Origin of the sequence: [Pseudopropionibacterium] massiliense (assembly GCF_900607225.1) — a bacterium.
Lineage (GTDB): Bacteria > Actinomycetota > Actinomycetes > Propionibacteriales > Propionibacteriaceae > Arachnia > Arachnia massiliensis.
Map to the genome: position 1 here is coordinate 750429 of NZ_LR027842.1, position 23254 is coordinate 773682.

Sequence of the window (23254 nt, forward strand, 5' to 3'; positions counted from 1 at the left end):
CTGACTCAGTCACGCCGGTGACCCGGCACCAGTAAAACCTCTCAGATTTCAGGCACAGGCACCCGCCGGGGCGGCGGGGGAAAGAGAACCAATGCTGGACGTGAACGTCTACGACAAGCTCTGCATCGGACTGGCGAGCGCCGACCAGATCCGCGAGTGGAGCCACGGTGAGGTCAAGAAGCCCGAGACCATCAACTACCGCACCCTCAAACCGGAGCGCGACGGCCTCTTCTGCGAGAAGATCTTCGGCCCCACCCGGGACTGGGAGTGCTACTGCGGCAAGTACAAGCGGGTGCGTTTCAAGGGCATCATCTGCGAACGCTGCGGCGTCGAGGTGACCCGATCCAACGTGCGCCGCGAGCGCATGGGTCACATCGAGCTGGCCGCGCCCGTCACCCACATCTGGTACTTCAAGGGCGTTCCCTCGCGTCTCGGGTACCTGTTGGACATCGCGCCGAAGGATCTCGAGAAGGTCATCTACTTCGCCGCGCACATGATCACCCACGTGGATGAGGAGGCCCGCCACCGCGACCTCCCGAGCCTTCAGGCCCGTCACGAGGCCTACATCAAGCAGCTCGAGAAGAATCGGGACTCGGAGATCGAGAGCCGTCTGGCCAAGCTGGAGGAGGACCTCGCCCAGCTCGAGTCCGAGGGTGCCAAGGCCGACATCAAGCGCAAGGTCTCCGACGGTGCGCAGAAAGAGGCGGGGCAGCTCCGCAACCAGTACCAGCGCCGGATCGACCGCGCCCAGGCGGTGTGGGACCGGTTCAAGTCGCTGAAGGTGCAGGACCTGGAGGGCGACGAGATCCTCTACCGGGACATGAAGCAGCGCTACGGCAAGTACTTCACCGGCTACATGGGCGCCGAGGCCATCAAGAAGCGCCTCGAGACCTTCGACCTGCAGGCCGAGGCCGAGAAGCTGCGTGAGACCATCGCCAACGGCAAGGGGCAGCGCAAGACTCGCGCTCTGAAGCGCCTGAAGGTGGTCGCCGCTTTCCTCAGCGGCAACAACGATCCCTCCGGGATGGTGCTCGACGCCGTTCCCGTCATCCCGCCGGACCTGCGTCCCATGGTGCAGCTCGACGGTGGCAGGTTCGCCACCTCGGACCTCAACGACCTCTACCGTCGCGTCATCAACCGCAACAACCGGCTCAAGCGTCTCCTCGACCTCGGTGCGCCCGAGATCATCGTCAACAACGAGAAGCGCATGCTCCAGGAGGCCGTCGACTCGCTCTTCGACAACGGGCGTCGCGGCCGTCCCGTCACCGGGCCGGGCAACCGTCCGTTGAAGTCGATCTCGGACATGCTCAAGGGCAAGCAGGGCCGGTTCCGCCAGAACCTGCTCGGCAAGCGCGTCGACTACTCGGGTCGCTCCGTGATCGTGGTCGGCCCCCAGCTGAAACTGCACCAGTGCGGCCTGCCGAAGGCCATGGCCCTGGAGCTGTTCAAACCGTTCGTGATGAAGCGCCTGGACGACCTCAACCACGCCCAGAACATCAAGGCGGCCAAGCGCATGGTGGAGAGGCAGCGCCCCATCGTGTGGGACGTGCTCGAGGAGGTCATCGCCGAACACCCGGTGCTGCTGAACCGCGCACCAACCCTGCACCGCCTCGGCATCCAGGCCTTCGAGCCGCAGCTGATCGAGGGCAAGGCGATCCAGCTCCACCCGCTCGTCTGCGCGGCCTTCAACGCCGACTTCGACGGCGATCAGATGGCCGTTCACCTGCCGCTGTCCGCCGAGGCCCAAGCGGAGGCGCGGGTGCTGATGCTCTCGACGAACAACATCCTCAAGCCTGCCGACGGCCGCCCCGTGACCGTTCCCAGCCACGAGATGATCATCGGCATGTACTGGCTGACGATGCTGCAGGAGGGCGAGAAGGGGGCCGGTCACGCCTTCTCCTCGGTGGCCGAGGCGATCATGGCCCACGACCGTGGCGACCTGCACGTCGGCGCCCCGATCAAGCTGCGCCTCAACGGCATCGTGCCGCCTGCCGGGTACGCCGACAAGGTGCGTGCGGACGGGTCCGTCATCCTCGAGACCTCGCTCGGCCGGGCCCTGTTCAACGAGGCCCTGCCCGCGGACTTCCCGTTCGTCAACGAGCGGGTCGGCAAGAAACAGATCGGCCAGATCGTCAACGACCTCGCCGAACGCTACCCGCTGATCGACACCGTGCGCACCCTCGACGGGTTGAAGGACCTGGGTTTCCAGTGGGGTTCGCGCTCCGGCGTGACCGTTTCCATCGCGGATGTCCAGACCCCGCCGAGCAAACCGGAGATTCTGGCCGCCTACGACGCCAGGGCAGCGAAGATCGACACCCTGTACGAGCGCGGTTCGGTGACGGAGGACGAGCGCCGTCAGGAACTGATCGAGCTGTGGACCGATGCCACCGCGGAGCTGACGGATGCGATGAAGGACAACTTCTCGCAGACCAACCCGATCTTCGTGATGGTCAACTCGGGCGCCCGCGGCAACATGACCCAGATGCGCCAGATCGCGGCCATGCGAGGCCTGGTGGCCAACCCGAAGGGCGACATCATCGCCCGGCCCATCAAGTCGAACTTCCGCGAGGGCCTGTCGGTGCTGGAGTACTTCATCTCCACCCACGGCGGTCGCAAGGGGCAGGCCGACACGGCGCTGCGGACCGCCGACTCGGGTTACCTGACCCGGCGCCTGGTGGACGTCTCGCAGGACGTCATCATTCGCGAGGAGGACTGCCAGACCGAGCGTGGTCTGGTCAAGACCATTGCCCGCTGGACCAAGATCGTCACGGATGAGGACGGCAGGAAGGTCCAGGTGGAGGCGGAACCGCTGGAGGAGGGGGCGTCCGTCTCCATCGTTCCCGACGTGGAGACCGCCGTCTACGCCCGCACCGCGGCAACCGACATCACCGACGCCCAGGGCAACGTGCTCGTCGCGGCGGGCACCGATCTCGGTGACGCCGAGATCGAGCGGCTCGCCTCCGTCGGCGTCACCCAGGTCAAGGTTCGTTCCGTGCTGACCTGCGAGGCCGCCACCGGCACCTGCGCCATGTGCTACGGCCGGTCGCTGGCCTCCGGGAAGACCGTGGACGTCGGTGAGGCCGTCGGTATCGTCGCCGCCCAGTCCATCGGCGAGCCCGGTACCCAGCTCACGATGCGCACCTTCCACACCGGTGGTGTGGCCGGCGATGACATCACGCAGGGTCTGCCACGTGTCGTGGAGCTGTTCGAGGCCCGCCAGCCGAAGGGCAAGGCCCCCATCGCCGAGGCCGATGGCGTCATCCGTATTGAGGACGGCGACCGCAGTCGCAAGATCATCATCGTGCGGGATGACGGCGGCGACGACCTCGAATACCCGGTGGCGCGTCGTACCCGGTTGGAGTTCGAGGACGCCAACGGGGTGCGCGTGGCGATCCGCGATGGGGTGCACGTGACCATCGGCCAGCAGCTCACCGCCGGCCAGGTGGACCCGCAGGACGTGCTGCGCATCCGTGGCCTGCGCAAGGTCCAGGAGCACCTGGTGGAGGAGGTGCAGCGCGTGTACCGCACGCAGGGCGCCCCCATCCACGACAAGCACATCGAGATCATCATCCGCCAGATGCTGCGTCGCGTGACCGTCATCGACTCGGGCGACACCTCGATGATGCCGGGTGAGCTGGTGGACCGGCAGGCCTACGAGGCCGCGAACCGCAAGGCCCTGACCGAGGGCGGGCGTCCCGCGGAGGGCCGACCGGTGCTGATGGGCATCACCAAGGCCTCCCTCGCGACGGACTCGTGGCTGTCGGCCGCTTCCTTCCAGGAGACGACGAAGGTGCTCACCGACGCCGCGATCCAGGGCAAGTCCGACACCCTCGTCGGTCTGAAGGAGAACGTGATCCTCGGCAAGCTGATCCCGGCCGGAACGGGTCTGGATCGCTACCGCAACATTCGGGTGGAACCCACCGCGGATGCGCGATCGCAGGCCTACACCGTCAGTTACGACCCGTACGACTACTCGTTCGGTTCTGATCTGGATGTTCCCGGCGTTCCGCTGGACGACATCGATTTCGGCGATATTCGCTGAACCTTCCCTCACACGGGGCGGGCATCATGGTGATGCCCGCCCGGCTTCGTTCGTCGGACGGTGTGTGTACGGGGTGCCAGGAGCCGGGGGCTTCGATGGCTCGGCTGGTTTCCTGAGAGTTTCTGCGTGAGGGTGGCGGACTGTTCCGAGGTCTCACACGGATGAGAGTGAGGTTCTGCTCTCGGGCCGTAGCGGCAAGCCTCCGGGGCGGATCAGCGACTCGCTCGTCTCTTCCGCGGTGGCGGGATACGGAACCCGGGAAGCTTTCGCGCTCCGGGTCCCACTGAGACCGAGTTTTCGCATGGCTCGGTCCACCGCTCCCGGAGTTGCATCCACCCCTGTCCGTCGCAGCGCTTCCAGCATGCGTCGGCGCCCGTAGAAACCTTCGGGCGTCAGGCGCGCGTGCCCATGGGCATCGGTCGTCCAGACCAGGTTCCGGATGGCCTCCAGCACTTTTTGGTCGCTGATCGCCCGGGCCGATGGCTTACGGGTTTTCCATGCCCGGTAGGTTCTTGCGGCGATCCCGTATCCCTGCTCCCGCAGGACCCGACAGATCGACTCGACCGCGATCCCCTCGCGTCGCATGTCATCGATGAAGGCGATGATCAAGGATTGTGGGGGTCGAGTTCCCCCGCGAAAAAAGTTGTTGCTGCTTGCAGGATCGCAACGTCCTCCCGCAGGCGGGAGTTCTCCAGCCGCAAGCGACGGATCTCCTCGCGTGCCTGAGTGGTCATTCCCTCTCGGACACCCGTATCAATCTCGGCCTGAATAGCCCAGCGGCGCAGGGTTTCGGCCCCGATTCCTTCCTCACGGGCCACGGCGGCGCATGCAGCGGTCAGCGACGGGTACTGCTCACGGTACCCGCGTAGTAGTCGTAACGCCCGCTTCTTCACAGCGGGATCGAGTCGTTTCGGCATGACGCCATCCTTCCTCGCTCGAAAGGAACCGGCACAAAACTTGATGCGGTTCACACCATGAGGCTTGTTCACTGATCATGACCACCCGGTAGAGCTCTCCCGGCCGGGGTGAGAGCGGGGTTGGTTGCGGAGCAGGCCTCCATGTACTCACGTTACTCCAGAATCCTCCTCAGGAATCGCAACCCAAATAAATACGGCACAAAACCTTGGGCGGTTTACCTCGCGGGTGGATACGCCCATGAAGGCATGTCGGTTTGCTCCGGTGATTGCTAAGAGCAGTAAGCGGTTGCGAGGCGTATTCTAGGGGGAAAGCGCGAGTCGGAGGAGTTTTTTCGAAAAGGTGGATATCTTTGGCTTGCCGTCCGTAAATACGACACTCTCAGTGTTTTATGGCTGGTGAATCTTCAATGATTGTGATGCGGTTCGAGCGTCAGTTGTAGTGCAAGATGAAATGTCAATCGGAGGTGGGGTCGCGCGAGTTTGCAAGTGTGATACAAGGCCGGTTTCACGGGGGTTTGCCGGCGACGGGAGTGGAGGGGTTGACATGGCTCGTGAGGTGTGTTTTCCTATGGGGGAAAGCTGAAGTGCGAGGAACTCCTCCTGGGGTCCACGGGTCTTGGTGGCCGTTGTGAACATTGTTTGGCTTGAAATCCTGTCGACAGGAGCGTTGCGTCGCGATGATGGAACAAGCTGAATCGTCAACCATAAAACTGGATGAAGAATTGAATATGCGGCGAGTTGCGTTGGGCGTGTAGTGTGCTGACTCTCTTGGGTGAGTCGCCATCATGGCTGCCCGGGGGATCCTGCGTGTGATGCACTGCAGGGTTCGTCATTGAAACCATGCAGTTGAGATGTGTGCAGGACCAAGGTTCGCTGTACCCTGTCAAGTAAGTTAGCTGCCAAGAAGTGTGTCGTGGACGCGGAAAACTCCTTCAGTATCTCGGGGATTCCTCATCGATCTGTATTCTCGGGTGAGATGCCTTTGTCGGGAAGTCGCGATCCCGAGTGGCGGGTTCGGTGTGTTGCTTGCCGCGGTCGGTGATAATGTGTTGAATCTCCTGTTGATCTGTCGTTCTGAATCTTGAAATCTTGGACGTCGCTGAGTTCTGTGCTGGCCGTCCAAGTGTTTCCACGGAAAATGTGGATGTTGTGATCCGATCCGGGATGAAAAATTCTGGTCGGTAGTACCGTGAGGTGTTCTAGGGAGGAACCTGTGCCGAAGCGTATCGAGTATTTTCAGGGGTTGAGGAAGGGTTCGCCTTTTTATGGTCGGCCGCGGCCGTTTGTCGAGTTGCAGGCTGGTGGTTTGGTGGATCGGCGGTTGCAGTCGGTGGGGTTGCCGGCTGGGTGGTTGGTGCAGTCCTGGAAGGGCTGGGAAGGCTGGACGCCCCGGGACTGGCAGCCGCGCATGCAGGGGTGGAAGGTTCATGTGTCGGCGACGCCTGGGTGTGCTGTGGAGACTTTGGCTCGGACCACGAGGGTGTGTGTGGATTTTGGGGTGTCGTTTAAGTTCCTGCCGACGTTGGCGGAGTTGACGGAATCATCGTCGAAGAATCAGGCTCGTGGCGCGGCGGGTAAGTTCATCACGATCTATCCGGATGATGATGACCAGTTGGGGGAGTTGCTGGGTGTGTTGGCTGGTGTGTTGAGGGGGCAGGAGGGGCCGTATATTCTGTCTGATCTCAGGTATGTCCCGGATGCTCCTGTGTTCGTTCGGTATGGAGCGATTATGGGTGTGCAGATGCCTGATGTGGATGATGAACTGGTTGAGTCGATTGTTGATCCCCGTTCCATGCGGTTGATACCTGATCATCGTGACCCGCGTGTTGTGATTCCTGATGGGGTGGATGTTCCGGAGTTTCTTCGGTCGGCGTATGAGGCGTCGCAGCAGTCGTGTGTGTCCCGGTTGGATGATTTCGTGAGTATCAAACCGTTGAGTTTCAGTAATGCGGGTGGGGTGTATCGTGCGGAGTTGCCTGGCGGTGAGTTCAGGATTCTGCGGGAGGCCAGGCCGCATGCCGGGTTGGACGGTAGGAACCGGTGCGCGTTGCAGCGTCAGTTGGTTGAGGAGGAGGTGCTGCGGGATCTTGTCGGGGTGAAGGGTGTGCAGCAGCTTCGGGGGGTGTTCACCGCGTGGGAGCACCGCTACCTGGAGGTGGATTACATTCCCGGTGTGACGTTGTCATCGTGGATGGTGCAGAACACTCATTTGCAGGAGAATGATCCCGTGGGGTATGCCCGTCAGGCAGTGGCTGTTGTGGATCAACTCATCGCGATTGTTGAGGCGATTCATCGGCGTGGTTGGGTGTTTGGTGATCTTCATCCGGGGAATGTGTTGGTCTCCGATGACGGGACGGTGACGATGCTCGATCTGGAGGATGCCAGCAGGGTGGACTCCGAACGTGAAATTGGTGTCAGGGTGTTTGAGTATTGTGCTGACGAGTCGGCGGATGCTGTGCAGGCCGACTGGTTCGCGGTGGCGCGTTGCATCATGATGTTGTATCACGCTGATTTTGAGATTGAGGCGGTGTCGCCGGCGTTTTGGGATCGGTGTCGCCGGAGGGTTCGTGAGGTGTACGGCGAACGGGCGGCTGAGCAGCTGGTGTTGGTGGAGGGCCGCTATGCGGCTGGTATTCGTCCGGTGACGGCCTGTGATGTCACTGTTGATGTGCCGTCACGGCGGTTGGGTGTGGATTCCGGGATTTCGGGGTTGTTGAGTGGGATTGAGTGGTCACGACAGTTCGGTCCGGATGGGGCGTTTCCCGGTGATATCGGCCAGCTCACGGCGTGTAGTCATGAGGTGATCACGACCGGGCGTGCTGGTGTGGTGTTGGCTCAGCAGCGTGTCGGTGCTCAACCCGCCGACAGTGATGTGGATGCGTTGCGGAAGGCTGCTCGGGAGTGGCCGGGTCAGGAAGCGCCGGGGTTGTTGGATGGTTTGGCCGGGGTGGCGTTGACGCTCAGCGAGGTGGACGCCCACCAGGATGCCGTGGCCGCTGCCGGTGAGGCGCTTGAGCGGGCTGTGGGGCGTCGCAGGTTGGATCTGGCTGCGGGGCAGGCGGGAGTGATCCTGGCCGCGTTGGAGGTCGCGAAAACGGTCGGGGACTCAGAGCTGATGGATCGGGCGGTTGCGGCGTATCGCAGGTTGGATGCCTGCCTCACGCCGGACGGGTCGGCGTGGACTTCGTTGTGTCGTCGGCGGGGTTTGTTCTGGGGATTGACCGGGGTCGCGTTGACGGACCTGGTTGCTCATGCGGTCACCGGCGCTGAGGAACCTCTTGCCAGGGCAAGGGTCCGGGTGCGTGCGGATCTGGATGCGTGCGTGACCATGGCTACCGGTGAGGTGATGGTTGATGACCGCGAGAAGAAGCGGGTGCTTCCCTACATCGAGTGGGGATCCGCGGGTTTGCTGCTGATCGCTTCGGCGCTTGAACGCATCACCGGTGAACCGGTGCTGACCCCACAGGAACGTGACGGGATCATCAAGGCCTGTTCTTCGGAGTTCTACATCTACCCGGGTTTGGATCACGGTCGTGCCGGCATCCTGGTCACGCTGACAGCCGCCGGAGAACACTATCGGGCAGAGGCCGATCGGCAAGCGGGTCTGCTGCTCGACAGCCTCCTGACCCACGGCGAAAACGCTTGTGTGATCGGTGACGGGATGATTCGTCTCAGTTCTGATCTGGGTACCGGTGCTGCCGGGGTCGCGTTGGCCCTGCACGCCTACCGGTCACGGCACCCCTATGTGGGTTTGCCGGTCGGCACCCGCACAGCCGCGCTGCTACACCAGCCGGCGGTTTCACAGCTTGGCTCGGAGACACGCGACCTCGTCGGGGTCGTACCGAGTCACTAGCTCCCCACCCCCACAACACCAAATGGGGTGCGGTGAGCTGTCCAAATCCAACACCGAAAACCTGTGGGAGGAGGTGAAAATCATGGCCAACGTTCTCAACCTTCAGTCTGACGCCGTTGAGGTGACCCAGGAAACCAAGTGGTCCTTCAGGAGCTGGGGCTGGGCCTGCGGTGGTGGCGGTTCGTACAGGAGCTTCTACTACTGCGAGTGGTGGTGAGGTGGTTCATCACCTGTGGAGTTGAGGGATCGGGTTGATGGGGCCGGGTGGTCGTGTCGCTTGGTTCTCTCGGACGGTGGTGTGCTGGAGCTTCGGTTCTGGTGGGCCCCGTATGTGGCGGGTGGTTGGCGATGGGTGTCGCCGGTCGCCAACCATCCGTCTCTGGTTTGATGAGTGCCGCTCGAAATTGATTCTTGAACGAGGCAGCACTGGAGAGCATACCCCATTGTGTGGTCGTCGATGCATGTGGGAGGAGGGGAAAATCATGGCCAACGTTCTCAACCTTCAGTCTGACGCCGTTGAGGTGACCCAGGAAACCAAGTGGTCCTTCAGGAGCTGGGGCTGGGCCTGCGGTGGTGGCGGTTCGTACAGGAGCTTCTACTACTGCGAGTGGTGGTGAGGTGGTTCATCACCTGTGGAGTTGAGGGATCGGGTTGATGGGGCCGGGTGGTCGTGTCGCTTGGTTCTCTCGGACGGTGGTGTGCTGGAGCTTCGGTTCTGGTGGGCCCCGTATGTGGCGGGGGGTTGGGGGTGGGGGTTGTCTGTCGCCCACCACCCCGTCTCTGGTTTGATGAGTGCCGCTCGAATTGATTCTTGAACGAGACGGTGCTGTGGGGCAAGAGACTGTTTCTCCCGTGCTGTCGGGATTCGGTTTCTGGCTGAAGAAATTGGGGGAGATGGCTGTACGGCTTTGCGGATATCACTATCGGTGAGTCGTTTGGATGTGGTGGTTGCCGTGAGGAGGCGGGGGAAGTGATGGTGGCTTCGGGTTTTGCGAGGCGGTCGGATTTGTCTCGTATGGGTCCGTCCGATGGTGGGGCTGTGCCTCGGCGGGCATTGCCGGAGCCTCGGCGACAGGTTTTGCCTGAGATCGCTCGGGATTTTCCGGATTCTCGGGTCCGGCCGCCCGAGGAGGGGTCGCGTGGTCGCTCTCGGGGTGGTGGGCCGGTTGCAGCTTTTCTTGCTGATCCGCCGAGGGGTGGTTTTCGTCGTTTGGTGAGGGTTTTGCGGTTGGAGCCGGGGGCGTTGGTTCTGGTTTTTGTTGGGACGGTGTTGTCGTCTCTTGTGTCGTTGGTTCAGCCTTTGTTGGCGGGGTCGATTGTGGGGGTGTTGCAGGGTGGGGGCTTTTTGGCTGCGCTTCCGTTTGGGGTGGTTTTGGCTGGGTTGGCTGTTTTCGCTTCCGGGGTCACGGCTGTTGTGAATGTTGTGGGCGCGAAGGCTGGTAATCGTACTGTGCGTGCTTTCCGGGATGAGTCTGCTGCGATTGCGTTGCGGGTGCCTGCGGACAAGTTGGTGCAGCATCCGACGGCTGATCTGGTTGCTCGGTGCAGTATTGATTCGGAGCATTTGAGTAAGGTTTTCAGTCAGGGGCCTGTGCAGGCTTTGGGTGGGGTTGTGATGGTGGTGGGGGCGTTGTTCCAGATGGCTGTGTTGGATCCGGTGCTCACCATTTCGGCGGTTGGTTTGACGGTCACGTGTTTGGTTTTCATCATTGTGATATCGAACAGGTTGACGTCTTTTTCGTTTCATCGGCAGGAGGCTCAGGGGGCGTATGTCGCGGAGGTGACTCGTGCGTTGGATTCGGTGTTGACGTTGCGGGCTTTCGTGGCTGACAAGTTTGCTGTGCGGCGTTTGGACAAGTCGAGTCAGGAGCTTCTCGAGGCAGCGAATCGGGGAGATCGGGCGCATGCGTTCATGTCTCCGGTGGTGACGATTTGTGTGCAGGCGACGTTGTTGGTGATTGTGTGTATCGCGGTGGTGCGGGTGCAGGCGGGGGTTTTGTCTGTTGAGCAGTTGGTGTCGTTTTTCATGTATGTGATGTTGATCATCACCCCGATCACCGGGAGTGCGGGAACCGTGATGGATATGGCGGAGTGTTTGGGGGCGTTGCGGCGGATCATTGATTTGCGTGCGGTGACGGACCAACCCGCATCCCGGATCCAGATCAGGCCTGTTGATGCTCAGGTTGGTGGTGTGCCGTCGGTGGGGTCTGGTTTGGTGGGTGAGGTTGGTTTCCGTGATGTGTCGGTGCGGTACCCGCAGGCGGGTGGTGGGAATCGTGAGTACGCGTTGTCGGGTGTGTCGTTCAGTGTTCCGGCTGGTTCCTGGGTGGCGATGACCGGTTCGTCGGGTTCGGGTAAGTCGACGGTGTTGTCGTTGTTGGAGAAGTTCATCGTTCCCACGGAGGGGACGATCGTGGTGGATCGGGTGCCGCTTGGTGAGCACGATGATGATGGGTATCGGCGTCAGGTCGGCTACATCGAGCAGGCGTGTCCGTTGTTCAGTGGGACGGTGCGTGACAACCTGCTGTTGGGACGCGACATTGATGATGACCGGTGTTGGGAGATCATTCGTCAGGTTGGTTTGGGTGAGACGATCAGTGCCCGTGAGGGTGGGTTGGACACGCCGGTGGGGGAGTCGGCGTATGCGTTCTCCGGTGGCGAACGCCAGCGGTTGGCGATAGCCAGAACCCTTGTCGGTCAGCCACGCATGTTGTTGTTGGATGAGATCACCTCCGGTCTTGATGTGGTGAACCGGGAACAGATCATGAACCTCATCCGAACCACGATGGGGGGGATCACCACCTTCGCTGCCGGACACGGCCACTTCGGCATGAACATCGCCGACCTGGTCCTCGTACTCGACAAGGGCCGGTTGGTCGAGTTCGGACCCCCCGCCGAAGTACACCGACGCTCCGCACTGTTCCGGTCTCTCGTAGCAGCCTGATGAATATCAAGCAGACAGAAGGTGCGTTGTTTGCGGGCTTTCTTGAGTGTGTCGTGGTCAAAGACTTCGCTGATGGATGTGTCGATGCGTTGTGAAGTGTGAGACCTGACTTGGCTCATGTTTGGTGTTTTTGGGGTTGGAGGGGGTGTTGGCTAGGGGTTTTGGTTGGTGTGGTGTGCACTAATCGGGGGTGTTCTAGCCTGTTGGGGTGAGTCCGTATGTGAGGACGGTCTGGAGAAACTCTCCCCCCTACGCAAACTCACCACCACCCCACCACCAACCCTGATAGTCATCTCCGCCAAAGACGCCCGCGTCAACCCCCGCCAAGGACTCACATGGACACTCCACACCCGAACACTCGGCGCAAACACCACCCTCTGGTACGACCCCAACGGCACCCACGACACCAGCACCCCCACCAAAACCAACCCCATCACCACCTGGGTCACCACCACACTCGAACAACAAGAGGAGTTCCCCGCGAAAACCGCAGAACAATCTCGTCCGAGCGATCTCGCCGGCCGGGTCATGCGGGATGGTACGGGGTCCTCCGAGATCATGTTTGACCCCGACAACTGAGCGTTGTAGCCTTACCGAATGTGTCCGCCGCGAGCGGGCACCTTGTGCGTGCCCTGGCATGACCCCGAGGATCCTTGAGTTGCGAAGAAGTCCACGGGTCTGTGCGGAGTTCGCACAGCAGCCGCACCAGTGATGCTCACGGAAACGGTGACCCGGGACGCTCCTTGGGGACGGCTGCGAGCCAGGGATACCCATCCAGACAACGAAAGTGATACCAACAGGTGCCAACAATTCAGCAGCTGGTCCGCAAGGGCCGCACCGACAAGGTCAGCAAGAACAAAACGCCCGCTCTCAAGGGCTCTCCGCAGCGTCGTGGTGTCTGCACGCGCGTCTACACCACCACCCCCAAGAAGCCGAACTCCGCCCTGCGCAAGGTTGCGCGTGTCCGTTTGAGTTCCGGCATCGAAGTCACCGCCTACATCCCGGGCGTCGGCCACAATCTGCAGGAGCACTCGATGGTGCTCGTGCGCGGTGGTCGTGTGAAGGACCTGCCCGGCGTTCGTTACAAAATCATCCGCGGCGCCCTCGACACCCAGGGTGTCAAGGGCCGCAAGCAGGCCCGAAGCCGTTACGGCGCGAAGAAGGAGAAGTAATGCCTCGCAAGGGACCCGCGCCCAAGCGCCCCGTCATGGTCGATCCGGTCTACGGCTCCCCGCTGGTGAGTCAGCTCGTCAGCAAGATTCTGCTCGACGGCAAGAAGACCGTTGCCCAGTCCATCGTCTACAACGCCCTCGAGGGCACTCGCGCCAAGACCGGGCAGGATCCCGTCCAGACCCTGAAACGTGCTCTCGACAACGTCAAGCCCTCCATCGAGGTCAAGTCCCGCCGTGTGGGTGGCGCCACCTACCAGGTGCCGATCGAGGTCAAGCCGGGTCGTCAGACCACGCTTGCCATGCGCTGGCTCGTCAGCTTCTCCCGGGCCCGTCGCGAGAAGACCATGACCGAGCGGCTGATGAACGAGATCCTCGACGCATCCAACGGTCTCGGCGCTTCCGTGAAGCGCCGCGAGGACACCCACAAGATGGCCGAGGCCAACCGCGCCTTCGCCCACTACCGCTGGTGATTGCCTGGCCCCCGGGTTTCCCGGGGGCTCTCACCGCTTCACAGACTTCTTCAGCAAAGGACTACAGTGGCCAAGATCGACCTGTCCAAGGTTCGCAACATCGGCATCATGGCGCACATCGACGCCGGCAAGACCACCACAACCGAGCGCATCCTCTTCTACACCGGCAAGTCCTACAAGATCGGTGAGGTCCACGACGGCGCCGCCACCATGGACTGGATGGAGCAGGAGCAGGAACGCGGCATCACCATCACATCCGCCGCCACCACCGCCTTCTGGCACGACACCCAGATCAACATCATCGACACCCCGGGGCACGTCGACTTCACCGTCGAGGTGGAGCGCTCCCTGCGTGTGCTCGACGGCGCGGTCGCGGTGTTCGACGGCGTCGCGGGCGTGGAGCCGCAGTCGCAGACGGTGTGGAGGCAGGCAACCAAGTACGGCGTGCCGCGCATCTGCTACATCAACAAACTGGACCGCACGGGCGCATCCTTCGATCACTGCGTCAAGACCATTCGTGAACGTCTCAACGCCACCCCGGTGCTGCTGCAGTTGCCGATCGGCGCGGAGGCCAACTTCCGGGGGCAGGTCGATCTGGTCGCCATGAAGGCGAACATCTGGCCGCTCGAGGTCACCAAACCGGCCCTCGACGACTACGAGGTCACGGACATCCCCGCCGACATGGTGGAGGCCGCCGAGCTGGCCCGGGCCGAGATGCTGGAGACCATCGCCGAGAACGACGACGAGTTCATGGAGCTGTGGCTGGAGGACCCCGACGCCATCACCGTCGAGCAGCTCAAGGCGGCCATCCGCCGCGGCGTGCTGTCCTCCGCCTTCACCGCGGTGGTGTGCGGCACGTCGTTCAAGAACAAGGGCGTGCAGCCGCTGCTGGACGCCGTCGTCGACTACCTGCCCTCGCCGCTGGACGTGCCCGCCATCGAGGGCTTCAAACCGGGTGACGAATCCGTCGAGCTGTCCCGCAGGCCCTCCGAGGACGAGCCGCTGTCGATCCTGGCGTTCAAGGTCGCCGCGGATCCGCACCTGGGCAAGCTGACCTTCATCCGCATCTACTCCGGTGTCCTGAAAGCCGGTTCGCAGGTGCTGAACGCCACCAAGGGCAAGAAAGAACGCATCGGCAAGATCTACCAGATGCACGCCAACAAGCGTGAGGAGATCGACTCGATCGGCGCGGGCATGATCTGCGCGGTGATGGGGCTGAAGGACACCACCACCGGTGAGACCCTCTGCGATCCCGCACACCCGATCATCCTGGAGTCGATGGAGTTCCCGAATCCCGTCATCGAGCAGGCCATCGAGCCGAAGTCGAAGTCGGATCAGGAGAAACTGTCGGTGGCCATCCAGCGGCTCGCCGAGGAGGACCCGACCTTCCGCGTGCACACCGACGAGGAGACCGGCCAGACCATCATCGCGGGCATGGGTGAGCTGCACCTCGAGGTGCTGATCGACCGCATGAAGCGCGAGTTCAAGGTGGAGGCCAACATCGGCAAACCGCAGGTGGCCTACCGCGAGACGCTGCGCCGCAAGGTGGAGAAGGTGGAGTACACCCACAAGAAGCAGTCCGGTGGTTCCGGCCAGTTCGGCCGCGTCATCATCGATCTGGAGCCCACCGAGGCGGGTTCGGGCTACGAGTTCGTCAACGCCGTCACCGGCGGGCGCATCCCGAAGGAGTACATCCCCGCGGTCGACGCCGGCATCAAGGAGGCCATGCAGTTCGGTGTGCTGGCCGGTTACCCGGTCGAGGACATCAAGGTCACCTTGACCGACGGTGCCTACCACGATGTCGACTCCTCGGAGCTGGCGTTCAAGCTGGCCGGTTCCATGGCCTTCAAGGAGGCCGCCCGGAAGGCCGACCCGGCGATCCTGGAACCGATGATGGCCGTCGAGGTCACCACCCCCGAGGACTACCTCGGAACCGTGATCGGCGACCTGAACGCCCGCCGCGGCCACGTCCAGTCGATGGATGAGCTGCACGGCAACCGCGTCGTGCGCGCCCTGGTGCCGCTGTCGGAGATGTTCGGCTACGTCGGTGACCTGCGCTCGAAGACCTCGGGCCAGGCCTCCTACTCCATGGAGTTCGACTCCTACGCCGAGACCCCGAAGAACATTTCGGAGGAGATCGTCGCCAAGGCTCGCGGAGGCGAGTGATTCGCTGAGCTGAAACCCAACCGGCCCGGGACCCACGGTCCCGGGCCGGTTGCCTTCCCGGACGGTTTTGCCGCCCTCGTGCGCACAGGGACGGGCGCCTCCGGCGCGCTGGATGGCATCCCACAGGAGTGGCCCCGCTCGCACAGGGGCGGGCGGGGCCGGGAGGGGAGGGGAAAGGAGTCTCGGGTTGTCAGTCCACCAGGGTCAGGTCGTCGAGCTGGTCCGTCTCGCCGTGTTTCGGGTCGGTCTCCATGCGCCTGGGGGTGTTCCGGGCCCGGGTCAGGGCATCGACGGCGCGGGGATCCCCCAGGTCGGCGGCTTTCTGCAGCCAGTTCTGCGCGACGGCGTGGTCCCCCTGTTCCTGGAGGATCCCGCTGAGGAGCAGCATGCCGTCGGTGTTGCCCAGCAGGGCTGCCCGGAAGAACCACTGGGTGGCCTCGTCGCGGTCCGCGGGGTTGTTGACCAGGAGACCCAGGTTGACCATGGCGTCGGATCGCCTCTGCGCCGCCGCCATTCGCCACCAACGCGCAGCCTGCGTGTTGTCGCCTCGCCCGTAGGCCTTGAAACCGAGGTCAATCAGTGCTTCGACGTCCTGTGACATGTGATGGAGACTAACCCGGCACCTGGTTGAGCAGAATGGCCGTGAGACGTCCCAAGACGGGGAGAAAAACCACCAACAAAGATAAAAGCGCTTGTCAGAGCCGATTTGGCTGTTTGGGGTTGAGAAGTGGCGGTGCTCCTCGGTCGGACAAAAGGAGGACGCAGGGATCCCGCGCGTCGTGCACCGAGGGCAATGCGACAGGAGACCCAGGTTGACCATGGTGTCGGACCCCGTCGGGGCCAGGGCAGTCGCACCCCGGCGGCCGGTGGCCCCATCCCACGCTCCCATCGGCCGGCGAGGCAGTCGACACCGCGATGTCCACATCATGGTCATCGCGGTGCCGGGGCGGGAGTCAGGCGCCGAGTCCCCAGATCGAGGCCGCGCCCGGCGCAGTGAAGCGGAAGCCGGAGGCGAGCAGCGCCTGGGGGACCGCACGCTGGGAGGCGCCGAGCAGCTCGGCGAGCATACTGCCGATGCTGCTGGTACCGCCGGCCGCCCCGGTCCTCCTCGCCCGGTTCAACAGGACCTGAGGCACCACCGCTGGCGAGGGTGGGCCGCAGGCACGGGACAGCAGCCGGTGGAGGTCGCGGTTGCGCAGGGGCTCGGGTGCGGTCAGGTTGACCGGCCCGCAGACGTCGTCGTGCTCGATGGCCCATAGGAGCCCGGCCGCGGCGTCCTCCAGCCCGATCCACGGCTGCCACTGGTCGCCGCGGCCGAGTCGGGCCCCCGCCCCCACCCGGTAGGCCGCGCCGAGGATCCTGCCCAGCCCGCCCAAGGGGCTGACCACCAAGCCCGTGCGGGACTGGACCGTGCGCAGCCCGACCCGTGCCGCCGGGCCCGCGGCGGCCTCCCAGCGCTGGCACAGCTCGGACAGGAATCCCTCGCCCGGACCGCACGTCTCGGTTAAGATCTCATCCCCCCGGTTCCCATAGAAGCCGGTGGCCGACCCACTCAGCAGGACCTCGGGCCGCACCGCCGGGGGCAGGCCCGCGGCGACCCGGGCGATGAGGGCGGTGGTGGACAGGCGCGAGGCCGCGAGCACGCGACGGCGCGCAGGTGTCCAGGGACGCGGCGCGATTGGGGCGCCCGACAAGCACACCACGGCTCTTGCTCCCTCCAGGGTTCCGGGCGCCAGGAGGTGCTCGGCGGGGGCCCACCAGGCGTGCTCCCTACCGGAGGCATCGACCTCGAGGCCTTCCCGCGGCGCCCTGCCCGGTCCGCTGCGGTGGAGGATCCGGATCTTCCAGCCGCTGTCCCGAGCCATGTCCGCCAAGCGGGATCCGATGAGGCCCGCCCCGGCCACGACGAGCAGCCCCGGGCCGCTGCGCCGGTCGGGCGATGCTGCGGGAATGTCATGAGTGCCCACTGACCCACTTTAGGCCCGCGGCCAGCCCCTGGCCCCGTCTGGGCCCTTGGTGCCGGAGGCGGTGATCGACCGGATCGGCGACCTGACGCGCTTCAACGTCACCGAGGTGTCCGAACTCGCCCACGCCGCCTCGCCCGTAAGCCTTGAAGCCGAGGTCAGTCAGTGTTTCGACGTCCTGTGACATGGGATGGCGACTGACCGGGTCTGCTTCGGACCGGGAGGGCCGTGAAACACCCCAAACGCGGGGACAAACCACCCAAAAAAGAGCAAAAGTGCTTGTCAGGGCGGGTTTGGGTGGTTTGGGGGGCGGTGCTGTCCGGTCGGACAAAAGGAGGACGCGGGAATTCCGCGCGTTGTGCACCGGGGGCAATGCGACAGGGGCGGGGAAGGTTCCAGGGCGGGATCAGTAACGTAGTCGCATGAGAATTGGAATCACCAGCGACCACGCTGCCCACGATCTGCGCATCGACCTGATTCCCCGCCTGAGGGAGCTCGGTTACGACGTGGTGGACCGCGGACCAGCCACGTCCGAGCGCACCGACTATGCGAAATGGGGGGTGCAGCTGGCCCGGGAGGTGGCCGCCGCGCGTTTCGACGTTGGAATTGCGATCTGTGGCTCCGGCATCGGCATTTCCATCGCCGCCAACAAGATCAAGGGGATCCGGGCGGCCTGCGTATCCGAGGCTTACTCGGCCGCGATGAGCCGGCGCCACAACAACGCGAACGTCCTTTGTTTCGGCTCCCGAGTGGTGGGTCCCGACGTCGCCCTGGCCATTTGCGAGGCCTTCCTGGGGGCCTCCTTCGAGGGTGGGCGTCACGCCGGACGGGTGGCGCAGCTCCGGCAGCTCGACGCTGGGGATGTGTCCTTCCTGGGCGAAGGTTGTTGAAAGGGATTGGGATACGGCCCTGAGTTTGACTTCCGGGGCCGGGCCGATAGCATTACACGGGTATGCGCCCGGGTAACAAGCTTGGGTGCCGGACCCCTGGTGTGACCCATAGCTCAGGGGTGCACCAGATTAATGGCCACGCACGGTGCGTGGTTGGACCAAGAAGGAGCCCTACGTGGCAAAGGCCAAGTTTGAGCGGACCAAGCCGCACTGCAACATCGGCACCATCGGACACGTCGACCACGGCAAGACCACTCTGACCGCGGCGATCACCAAGGTGCTCCACGACAAGTACCCGGACCTGAACGAACTGTCCCCGTTCGACAGCATCGACAAGGCCCCCGAAGAGCGCCAGCGCGGCATCACCATCTCGATCGCTCACGTCGAATACCAGACCGAGAAGCGTCACTACGCACACGTCGACTGCCCCGGGCACGCCGACTACGTCAAGAACATGATCACCGGTGCCGCGCAGATGGACGGTGCGATCCTCGTCGTGGCCGCCACCGACGGCCCGATGGCCCAGACCCACGAGCACATCCTGCTCGCCCGCCAGGTCGGTGTGCCGGCCATCGTCGTGGCCCTCAACAAGTGCGACATGATCGCCGAGGAGGACGCCGACCTCATCGACCTGGTCGAGATGGAGCTCCGTGAGATCCTCTCCGCCCAGGAGTTCGACGGCGACAACCTCCCGATCGTCCGCGTGGCGGCCTTCCCGGCGCTGAACGGCGACGAGAAGTGGGCCGGCACCATCCTCGAACTCATGGACGCGGTCGACGAGTACATCCCGCAGCCCGAGCGTGACACCGAGAAGCCGTTCCTGATGCCCGTCGAGGATGTCTTCACCATCACCGGCCGTGGCACCGTCATCACCGGCCGCATCGAGCGCGGCATCGTCAAGACCGGCGACACCGTCGACCTCGTCGGCATCCGTCCGGAGAAGCAGACCACCACCGTCACCGGCGTCGAGATGTTCCGCAAGATCCTCGACGAGGGTCGCGCCGGCGAGAACGTCGGCCTGCTGCTCCGCGGCACGAAGAAGGAGGACGTGGAGCGCGGCATGGTCGTGATCAAGCCCGGTTCCACCACCCCGCACACCGACTTCGAGGCCACCGTCTACGTGCTCAACAAGGAAGAGGGCGGCCGCCACAAGCCGTTCTTCTCCAACTACTCCCCGCAGTTCTACTTCCGCACCACCGACGTCACCGGTGTGGTCCAGCTGCCGGAGGGCAAGGAAATGGTCATGCCCGGCGACAACACCGACATGACCGTTCACCTCAACAAGCCCATCGCCATGGAGGAGAACCTCAAGTTCGCCATCCGTGAGGGCGGCCGCACCGTCGGCGCCGGCAAGGTCACCAAGATCATCAAGTGATCCTCGCCTGACAGGCAACGAGGGAGGGGCCCGCACGAGAGTGCGGGCCCCTTTCCCGTGTTTCCGTGTATTTGGAAAGGCGGCTGAACCGTCCCGCGGGCATCGGTGAACGGAGTGCGTCGCGAAACCAGCGGCGGTTGTCGGAAACATTCAGCCGAGGGTGCGGCGGAATGCCCTCAACCAGCCGAGACGGCCCCCGGAGTTCTGCTGGTTCTCCTCCTGCCCGTGATGTTCCGAACTTTCCGAGGGGGGCAGAAGCTGGGCCTCCTTCTCGTCGGCCTGCTCAGCCTCCCAGTCGGCTTTGACCTGCTCGACGAAGTCCTGGCGCTGCTCCTGGGGAGGAGCGGTGGCGGTGTCCGGTTCCAGGCGCGTGCGGGGCAGGGCGTAAACCGCCTGGGTTTGCAGCCAGTTGATGAGTTGTTCGCGCAGCATGCAGCGCAGCTCGAACAATCTTCCGGAGTTCGTCGCGGAGACGACGGCGCGAATCCGGACCGAGCCTCCCGTGGCGTCCATGACCTGGAGGGCAACGGTGCGGCCGTCCCACAGGTCCGTGGTCTTGACCAGACGCAGCAGCTCGATCCGCATGGCCTCCACGGGAACCAGCCAGTCCAGGTCGAACTCGATGACCCCCGTTTGTCGCGGTTCCTCCCGGCTCCAGTTCTCGAAGGTTTTCGTGGTGAACAGTGTCGACGGCACGATCCAGCGCCGCTCGTCCCAGCTCCTCAACACCACATAGGTGAGGGTGATTTCCTCGACGGTTCCCTGGTTGTCGTCCGTGACGACGATGTCGCCGACGCGCAGGGAACCGGTGAAGGCGATCTGGAGTCCGGCGAAGACGTTCGTGAGCGACGACTGCGCCGCGAGACCTGCAACCAGCGAGACCAGACCGGCGGAGGCCAGCAGGGAGGTTCCGATGGCCCGGAACTGGTCGAAGGTGAGCAGTGCTCCGGCGGTGGCCCCGATCCAGACCACCCCGATCAGCACCCGGGCGATGACCTGCATCTGGGTGCGGATGCGCCGGAACTGAGGGGTTTCCCGGGCGTTTTTCTTGCGAGCGAGGATGGCGTCCTCGATGGTTCTGATGACCCCCGTCATGCCGTATGCGGCGGCGAAGATCATCACAATCAGGAAAACGTGCTCGAAGTTCGCCCGCCACGACGGCGCCGCCTGCCACGGGGTGGGGGCGCTGGCGATCAGCACCCCCATGCCGGTACCGAAGACGGTCAGGATGAGGCGCTGGGGGAGTCGCAGGTTCCGGCTGAGGAAACCCAGGTCCTCCTGGTGCCTGGCCAGTTGCCGCATGATGATCGAGATGATCACGGAGATGACGACGCCGGCCAGGAATCCGATAGCCGCGTATCCGAGAATGGTCAACAGATCCAAGGCCACTTCGGTGGCGGTTTCGTCGGTGGGAAGCATGCAGACAACCGTAGCCGCTGCTTCCTGTGGGTGGCCTTTCAGCCGCGTTTCTGAATGCTGGCCCACTCGTCCCGCAGCCCCACCGTGCGGTGGAACAGCAGCGGGGTGTGGTCGTCGGCGGCGAAGTATCCGAGCCGCTCGAACTGCACCACCTCTCCCGGGGCGGCGTCAGCCAGCGCGGGCTCCACCTTCGCGTCGGTGAGCAGCTCGCGGGATGCGGGGTTGAGGTCGTCAAGGGCCTCGCCGGTGCGTTCCCCGGGGGCCTCGGCGGTGAACAGCCTGTCGTACAGGGCGACGGTGGCGTCCAGGGCGTGCGGGGCCGAGACCCAGTGCATCGTCGACTTCACCTTCCGGCCGTCGGCGGGGGTGCCGCCCCGGGACTCCGGGTCGAAGCTGCAACGCACCTCGACGATGTTGCCCGCCTCGTCCTTGACCACGTCGCGGGCGGTTACCAGATAGGCGCCACGCAACCTGACCTCACGGCCGGGGGAGAGGCGGAAGTACTTCGGCGGCGGAACCTCCCGGAAATCGTCCTGCTCGATCCACAGCTCCCCGGTGAACGGCACCAGACGGGTGCCATCGTCCGGCTTCTCCGGGTTGTTGACCACTTCGAACCACTCGACCAGCGGGCCGCCGTCGGGGCCGGTGGGCCAGTCCAGCAGGGTCAGCTTCAAGGGCCGGGTGACGGCCATCCGGCGCTGCGCGGTCGCATTCAGCGTGCGACGCACGTAGCTCTCCAGCTCCTCGATGGCCTTGCGGGAATTGGTGCGGGTGGTGCCCACCTCGCGGCAGAAAGCCCGGATGGCGGCCGCCGGGTAGCCGCGCCGCCGCAGCCCCCGGATGGTCGGCATCCGCGGATCGTCCCAGCCGTCCACGACGCCGTCCGCGACCAGTTTCGCCAGGCGGCGCTTGGACGTGACGGTGTGGGTCAGCTCCAGGCGCGCGAACTCGTACTGGCGCGGGGGAGCGGGAACCTCGAGCTGCTCCAGGAACCAGTCGTAGAGGGGGCGGTGGGATTCGAACTCGAGGGTACAGATGGAATGTGTGACGCCCTCGATGGCGTCGGACTGACCGTGGGCCCAGTCGTAGGTGGGGTAGATCGACCACGCCTCACCCGTGCGGTGGTGCGCGACGTTGCGGATGCGGTACATCACGGGGTCGCGCAGCTGCATGTTCTCGTGCGCCATGTCGATCTTCGCCCGCAGCACCCGCGAGCCGTCGGGAAACTCGCCGGCGCGCATCCTCTCGAACAGGTCGAGGTTCTCCGCGACGCTGCGGTTGCGGAACGGCGACTCGACACCGGGGGTGCTGAAGGAACCCCGGGTGGCCGAGATGGTCTCGCCGTCCTGGTCGTCGACGTAGGCCAGGCCCTTCTCGATGAGCTGCACGGCCCAGTCGTGGAGGGTCTCGAAGTAGTCGGAGGCGTGTCGGATCTCCGTGGGTTCGTAACCCAGCCACTCGATGTCCTCGACGATGGAGTTGACGAAGGCCTCCTCCTCGGTTTCCGGGTTGGTGTCGTCGAGGCGCAGCATGCAGGTGCCGCCGAAGTCCTCGGCGGTGCCGAAGTCCACGACGATGGCCTTGGCGTGGCCGACGTGCAGGAAACCGTTGGGTTCGGGTGGGAACCGGGTCTGGACCCTGCCACCGTGGGTTCCCGCCTCGTTGTCGCGGCGGATGGCATCGGTGATGAAGTTGCTGGGGACACCCGATTCGCTCATGCAGGCGAAGCTATCACTTATGGAAACTCGCCGCCTTGGCTGCGGCAGGTTCGGGCTTGTTGCGACGCTCGTTACGATGGTTTGCCCTGGGTCTGTCCGGTTAGCGGGCTCTTCGCCGTTGAGTGTGACGCACTGAGTGAGGTTCCCCTGGAGTGTGGAGGCATCAGTTATCACTTACGCTTCTTTGACATCTCAATTCTCATTATCGATGCCTCCACGATCCAGAGGAATCTCAATCCATTTGCGGTCCAAGGGAAACATGAACTTGAAGACGGCCTGAAGGCGAGGCAGAACCAAGCGGTGTTGGCATCCGTCGCGTGCAGC

At 63.9% G+C, this 23254-nt stretch carries 17 protein-coding genes; 11 read left to right on the forward strand and 6 right to left on the reverse strand.

Features of this window, described 5'->3' with window-relative positions:
- Positions 1–91 precede the first annotated feature (91 nt).
- Positions 92–4042, forward strand: a complete 3951-nt coding sequence (gene rpoC, locus E0E39_RS03140) for a DNA-directed RNA polymerase subunit beta' (RefSeq protein WP_130873440.1) — start codon at positions 92–94, stop codon at positions 4040–4042.
- 153 nt (positions 4043–4195) lie between these two features.
- Here the strand turns inward: rpoC and E0E39_RS03145 are convergent, their stop codons facing one another.
- Positions 4196–4651, reverse strand: a complete 456-nt coding sequence (locus tag E0E39_RS03145; protein ID WP_130873441.1) for a hypothetical protein — start codon at positions 4649–4651, stop codon at positions 4196–4198.
- Entirely contained in the window at positions 4648–4959 is a 312-nt protein-coding gene (locus tag E0E39_RS03150; RefSeq protein WP_130873442.1) for a hypothetical protein, read from the reverse strand. Before E0E39_RS03150 ends, E0E39_RS03145 begins: the two co-directional genes overlap by 4 nt.
- A gap of 1213 nt (positions 4960–6172) precedes the next feature.
- Between E0E39_RS03150 and lanKC the strand changes: the two genes are divergently transcribed.
- The 8 genes from lanKC to fusA all read left to right on the forward strand — a co-directional run bounded on the left by lanKC (position 6173) and on the right by fusA (position 15564).
- The gene (gene lanKC / locus E0E39_RS03155) at positions 6173–8812 is read left to right on the forward strand and encodes a class III lanthionine synthetase LanKC (protein ID WP_130873443.1); all 2640 of its coding nucleotides are present in this window, start codon (positions 6173–6175) and stop codon (positions 8810–8812) included.
- Positions 8813–8894: 82 nt separating this feature from the next.
- Entirely contained in the window at positions 8895–9029 is a 135-nt protein-coding gene (locus tag E0E39_RS16545) for a hypothetical protein (RefSeq protein WP_281275565.1), read from the forward strand.
- Positions 9030–9294: 265 nt separating this feature from the next.
- A complete protein-coding gene (locus E0E39_RS16550; protein WP_281275565.1) occupies positions 9295–9429 on the forward strand; it encodes a hypothetical protein in 135 nt (44 codons plus the stop codon).
- 626 nt (positions 9430–10055) lie between these two features.
- The gene (locus E0E39_RS03160) at positions 10056–11756 is read left to right on the forward strand and encodes an ABC transporter ATP-binding protein (protein WP_165444618.1); all 1701 of its coding nucleotides are present in this window, start codon (positions 10056–10058) and stop codon (positions 11754–11756) included.
- 168 nt (positions 11757–11924) lie between these two features.
- Positions 11925–12335, forward strand: a complete 411-nt coding sequence (locus E0E39_RS03165; protein WP_165444619.1) for a prolyl oligopeptidase family serine peptidase — start codon at positions 11925–11927, stop codon at positions 12333–12335.
- 221 nt (positions 12336–12556) lie between these two features.
- On the forward strand, positions 12557–12928 hold the full coding sequence (rpsL, locus tag E0E39_RS03170) for a 30S ribosomal protein S12 (protein WP_014847273.1): 372 nt from the start codon (positions 12557–12559) through the stop codon (positions 12926–12928).
- Complete coding sequence (gene rpsG, locus E0E39_RS03175) at positions 12928–13398, forward strand: 30S ribosomal protein S7 (RefSeq protein ID WP_014847272.1); 471 nt, start codon at positions 12928–12930, stop codon at positions 13396–13398. Before rpsL ends, rpsG begins: the two co-directional genes overlap by 1 nt.
- A gap of 66 nt (positions 13399–13464) precedes the next feature.
- Positions 13465–15564, forward strand: coding sequence for an elongation factor G (gene fusA, locus E0E39_RS03180; RefSeq protein WP_130873446.1), 2100 nt, complete (start codon positions 13465–13467; stop codon positions 15562–15564).
- Positions 15565–15754: 190 nt separating this feature from the next.
- Here the strand turns inward: fusA and E0E39_RS15670 are convergent, their stop codons facing one another.
- Both E0E39_RS15670 and E0E39_RS03190 read right to left on the reverse strand, forming a co-directional pair.
- Positions 15755–16165 carry an SEL1-like repeat protein gene (locus E0E39_RS15670; protein WP_014847270.1) on the reverse strand — a complete coding sequence of 137 codons (411 nt, stop codon included), beginning with the start codon at positions 16163–16165 and terminating at the stop codon, positions 15755–15757.
- Between the two features lie 352 nt (positions 16166–16517).
- On the reverse strand, positions 16518–17531 hold the full coding sequence (locus tag E0E39_RS03190; RefSeq protein WP_130873448.1) for a TIGR01777 family oxidoreductase: 1014 nt from the start codon (positions 17529–17531) through the stop codon (positions 16518–16520).
- Positions 17532–17950: 419 nt separating this feature from the next.
- Between E0E39_RS03190 and rpiB the strand changes: the two genes are divergently transcribed.
- Together rpiB and tuf are read left to right on the forward strand one after the other, a co-directional pair.
- A complete protein-coding gene (gene rpiB / locus E0E39_RS03195; protein ID WP_061788462.1) occupies positions 17951–18418 on the forward strand; it encodes a ribose 5-phosphate isomerase B in 468 nt (155 codons plus the stop codon).
- A 175-nt stretch (positions 18419–18593) separates the two neighbouring features.
- The gene (tuf, locus tag E0E39_RS03200; RefSeq protein ID WP_014847268.1) at positions 18594–19793 is read left to right on the forward strand and encodes an elongation factor Tu; all 1200 of its coding nucleotides are present in this window, start codon (positions 18594–18596) and stop codon (positions 19791–19793) included.
- Between the two features lie 150 nt (positions 19794–19943).
- Here tuf and E0E39_RS03205 read toward each other — a convergent pair whose 3' ends face one another.
- Positions 19944–21212 (reverse strand): mechanosensitive ion channel family protein, encoded by a 1269-nt coding sequence (locus E0E39_RS03205; RefSeq protein ID WP_130873449.1) that lies wholly within the window; start codon positions 21210–21212, stop codon positions 19944–19946.
- A gap of 38 nt (positions 21213–21250) precedes the next feature.
- The gene (locus E0E39_RS03210) at positions 21251–22930 is read right to left on the reverse strand and encodes a glutamine--tRNA ligase/YqeY domain fusion protein (protein ID WP_130873450.1); all 1680 of its coding nucleotides are present in this window, start codon (positions 22928–22930) and stop codon (positions 21251–21253) included.
- Positions 22931–23254: the final 324 nt, after the last annotated feature.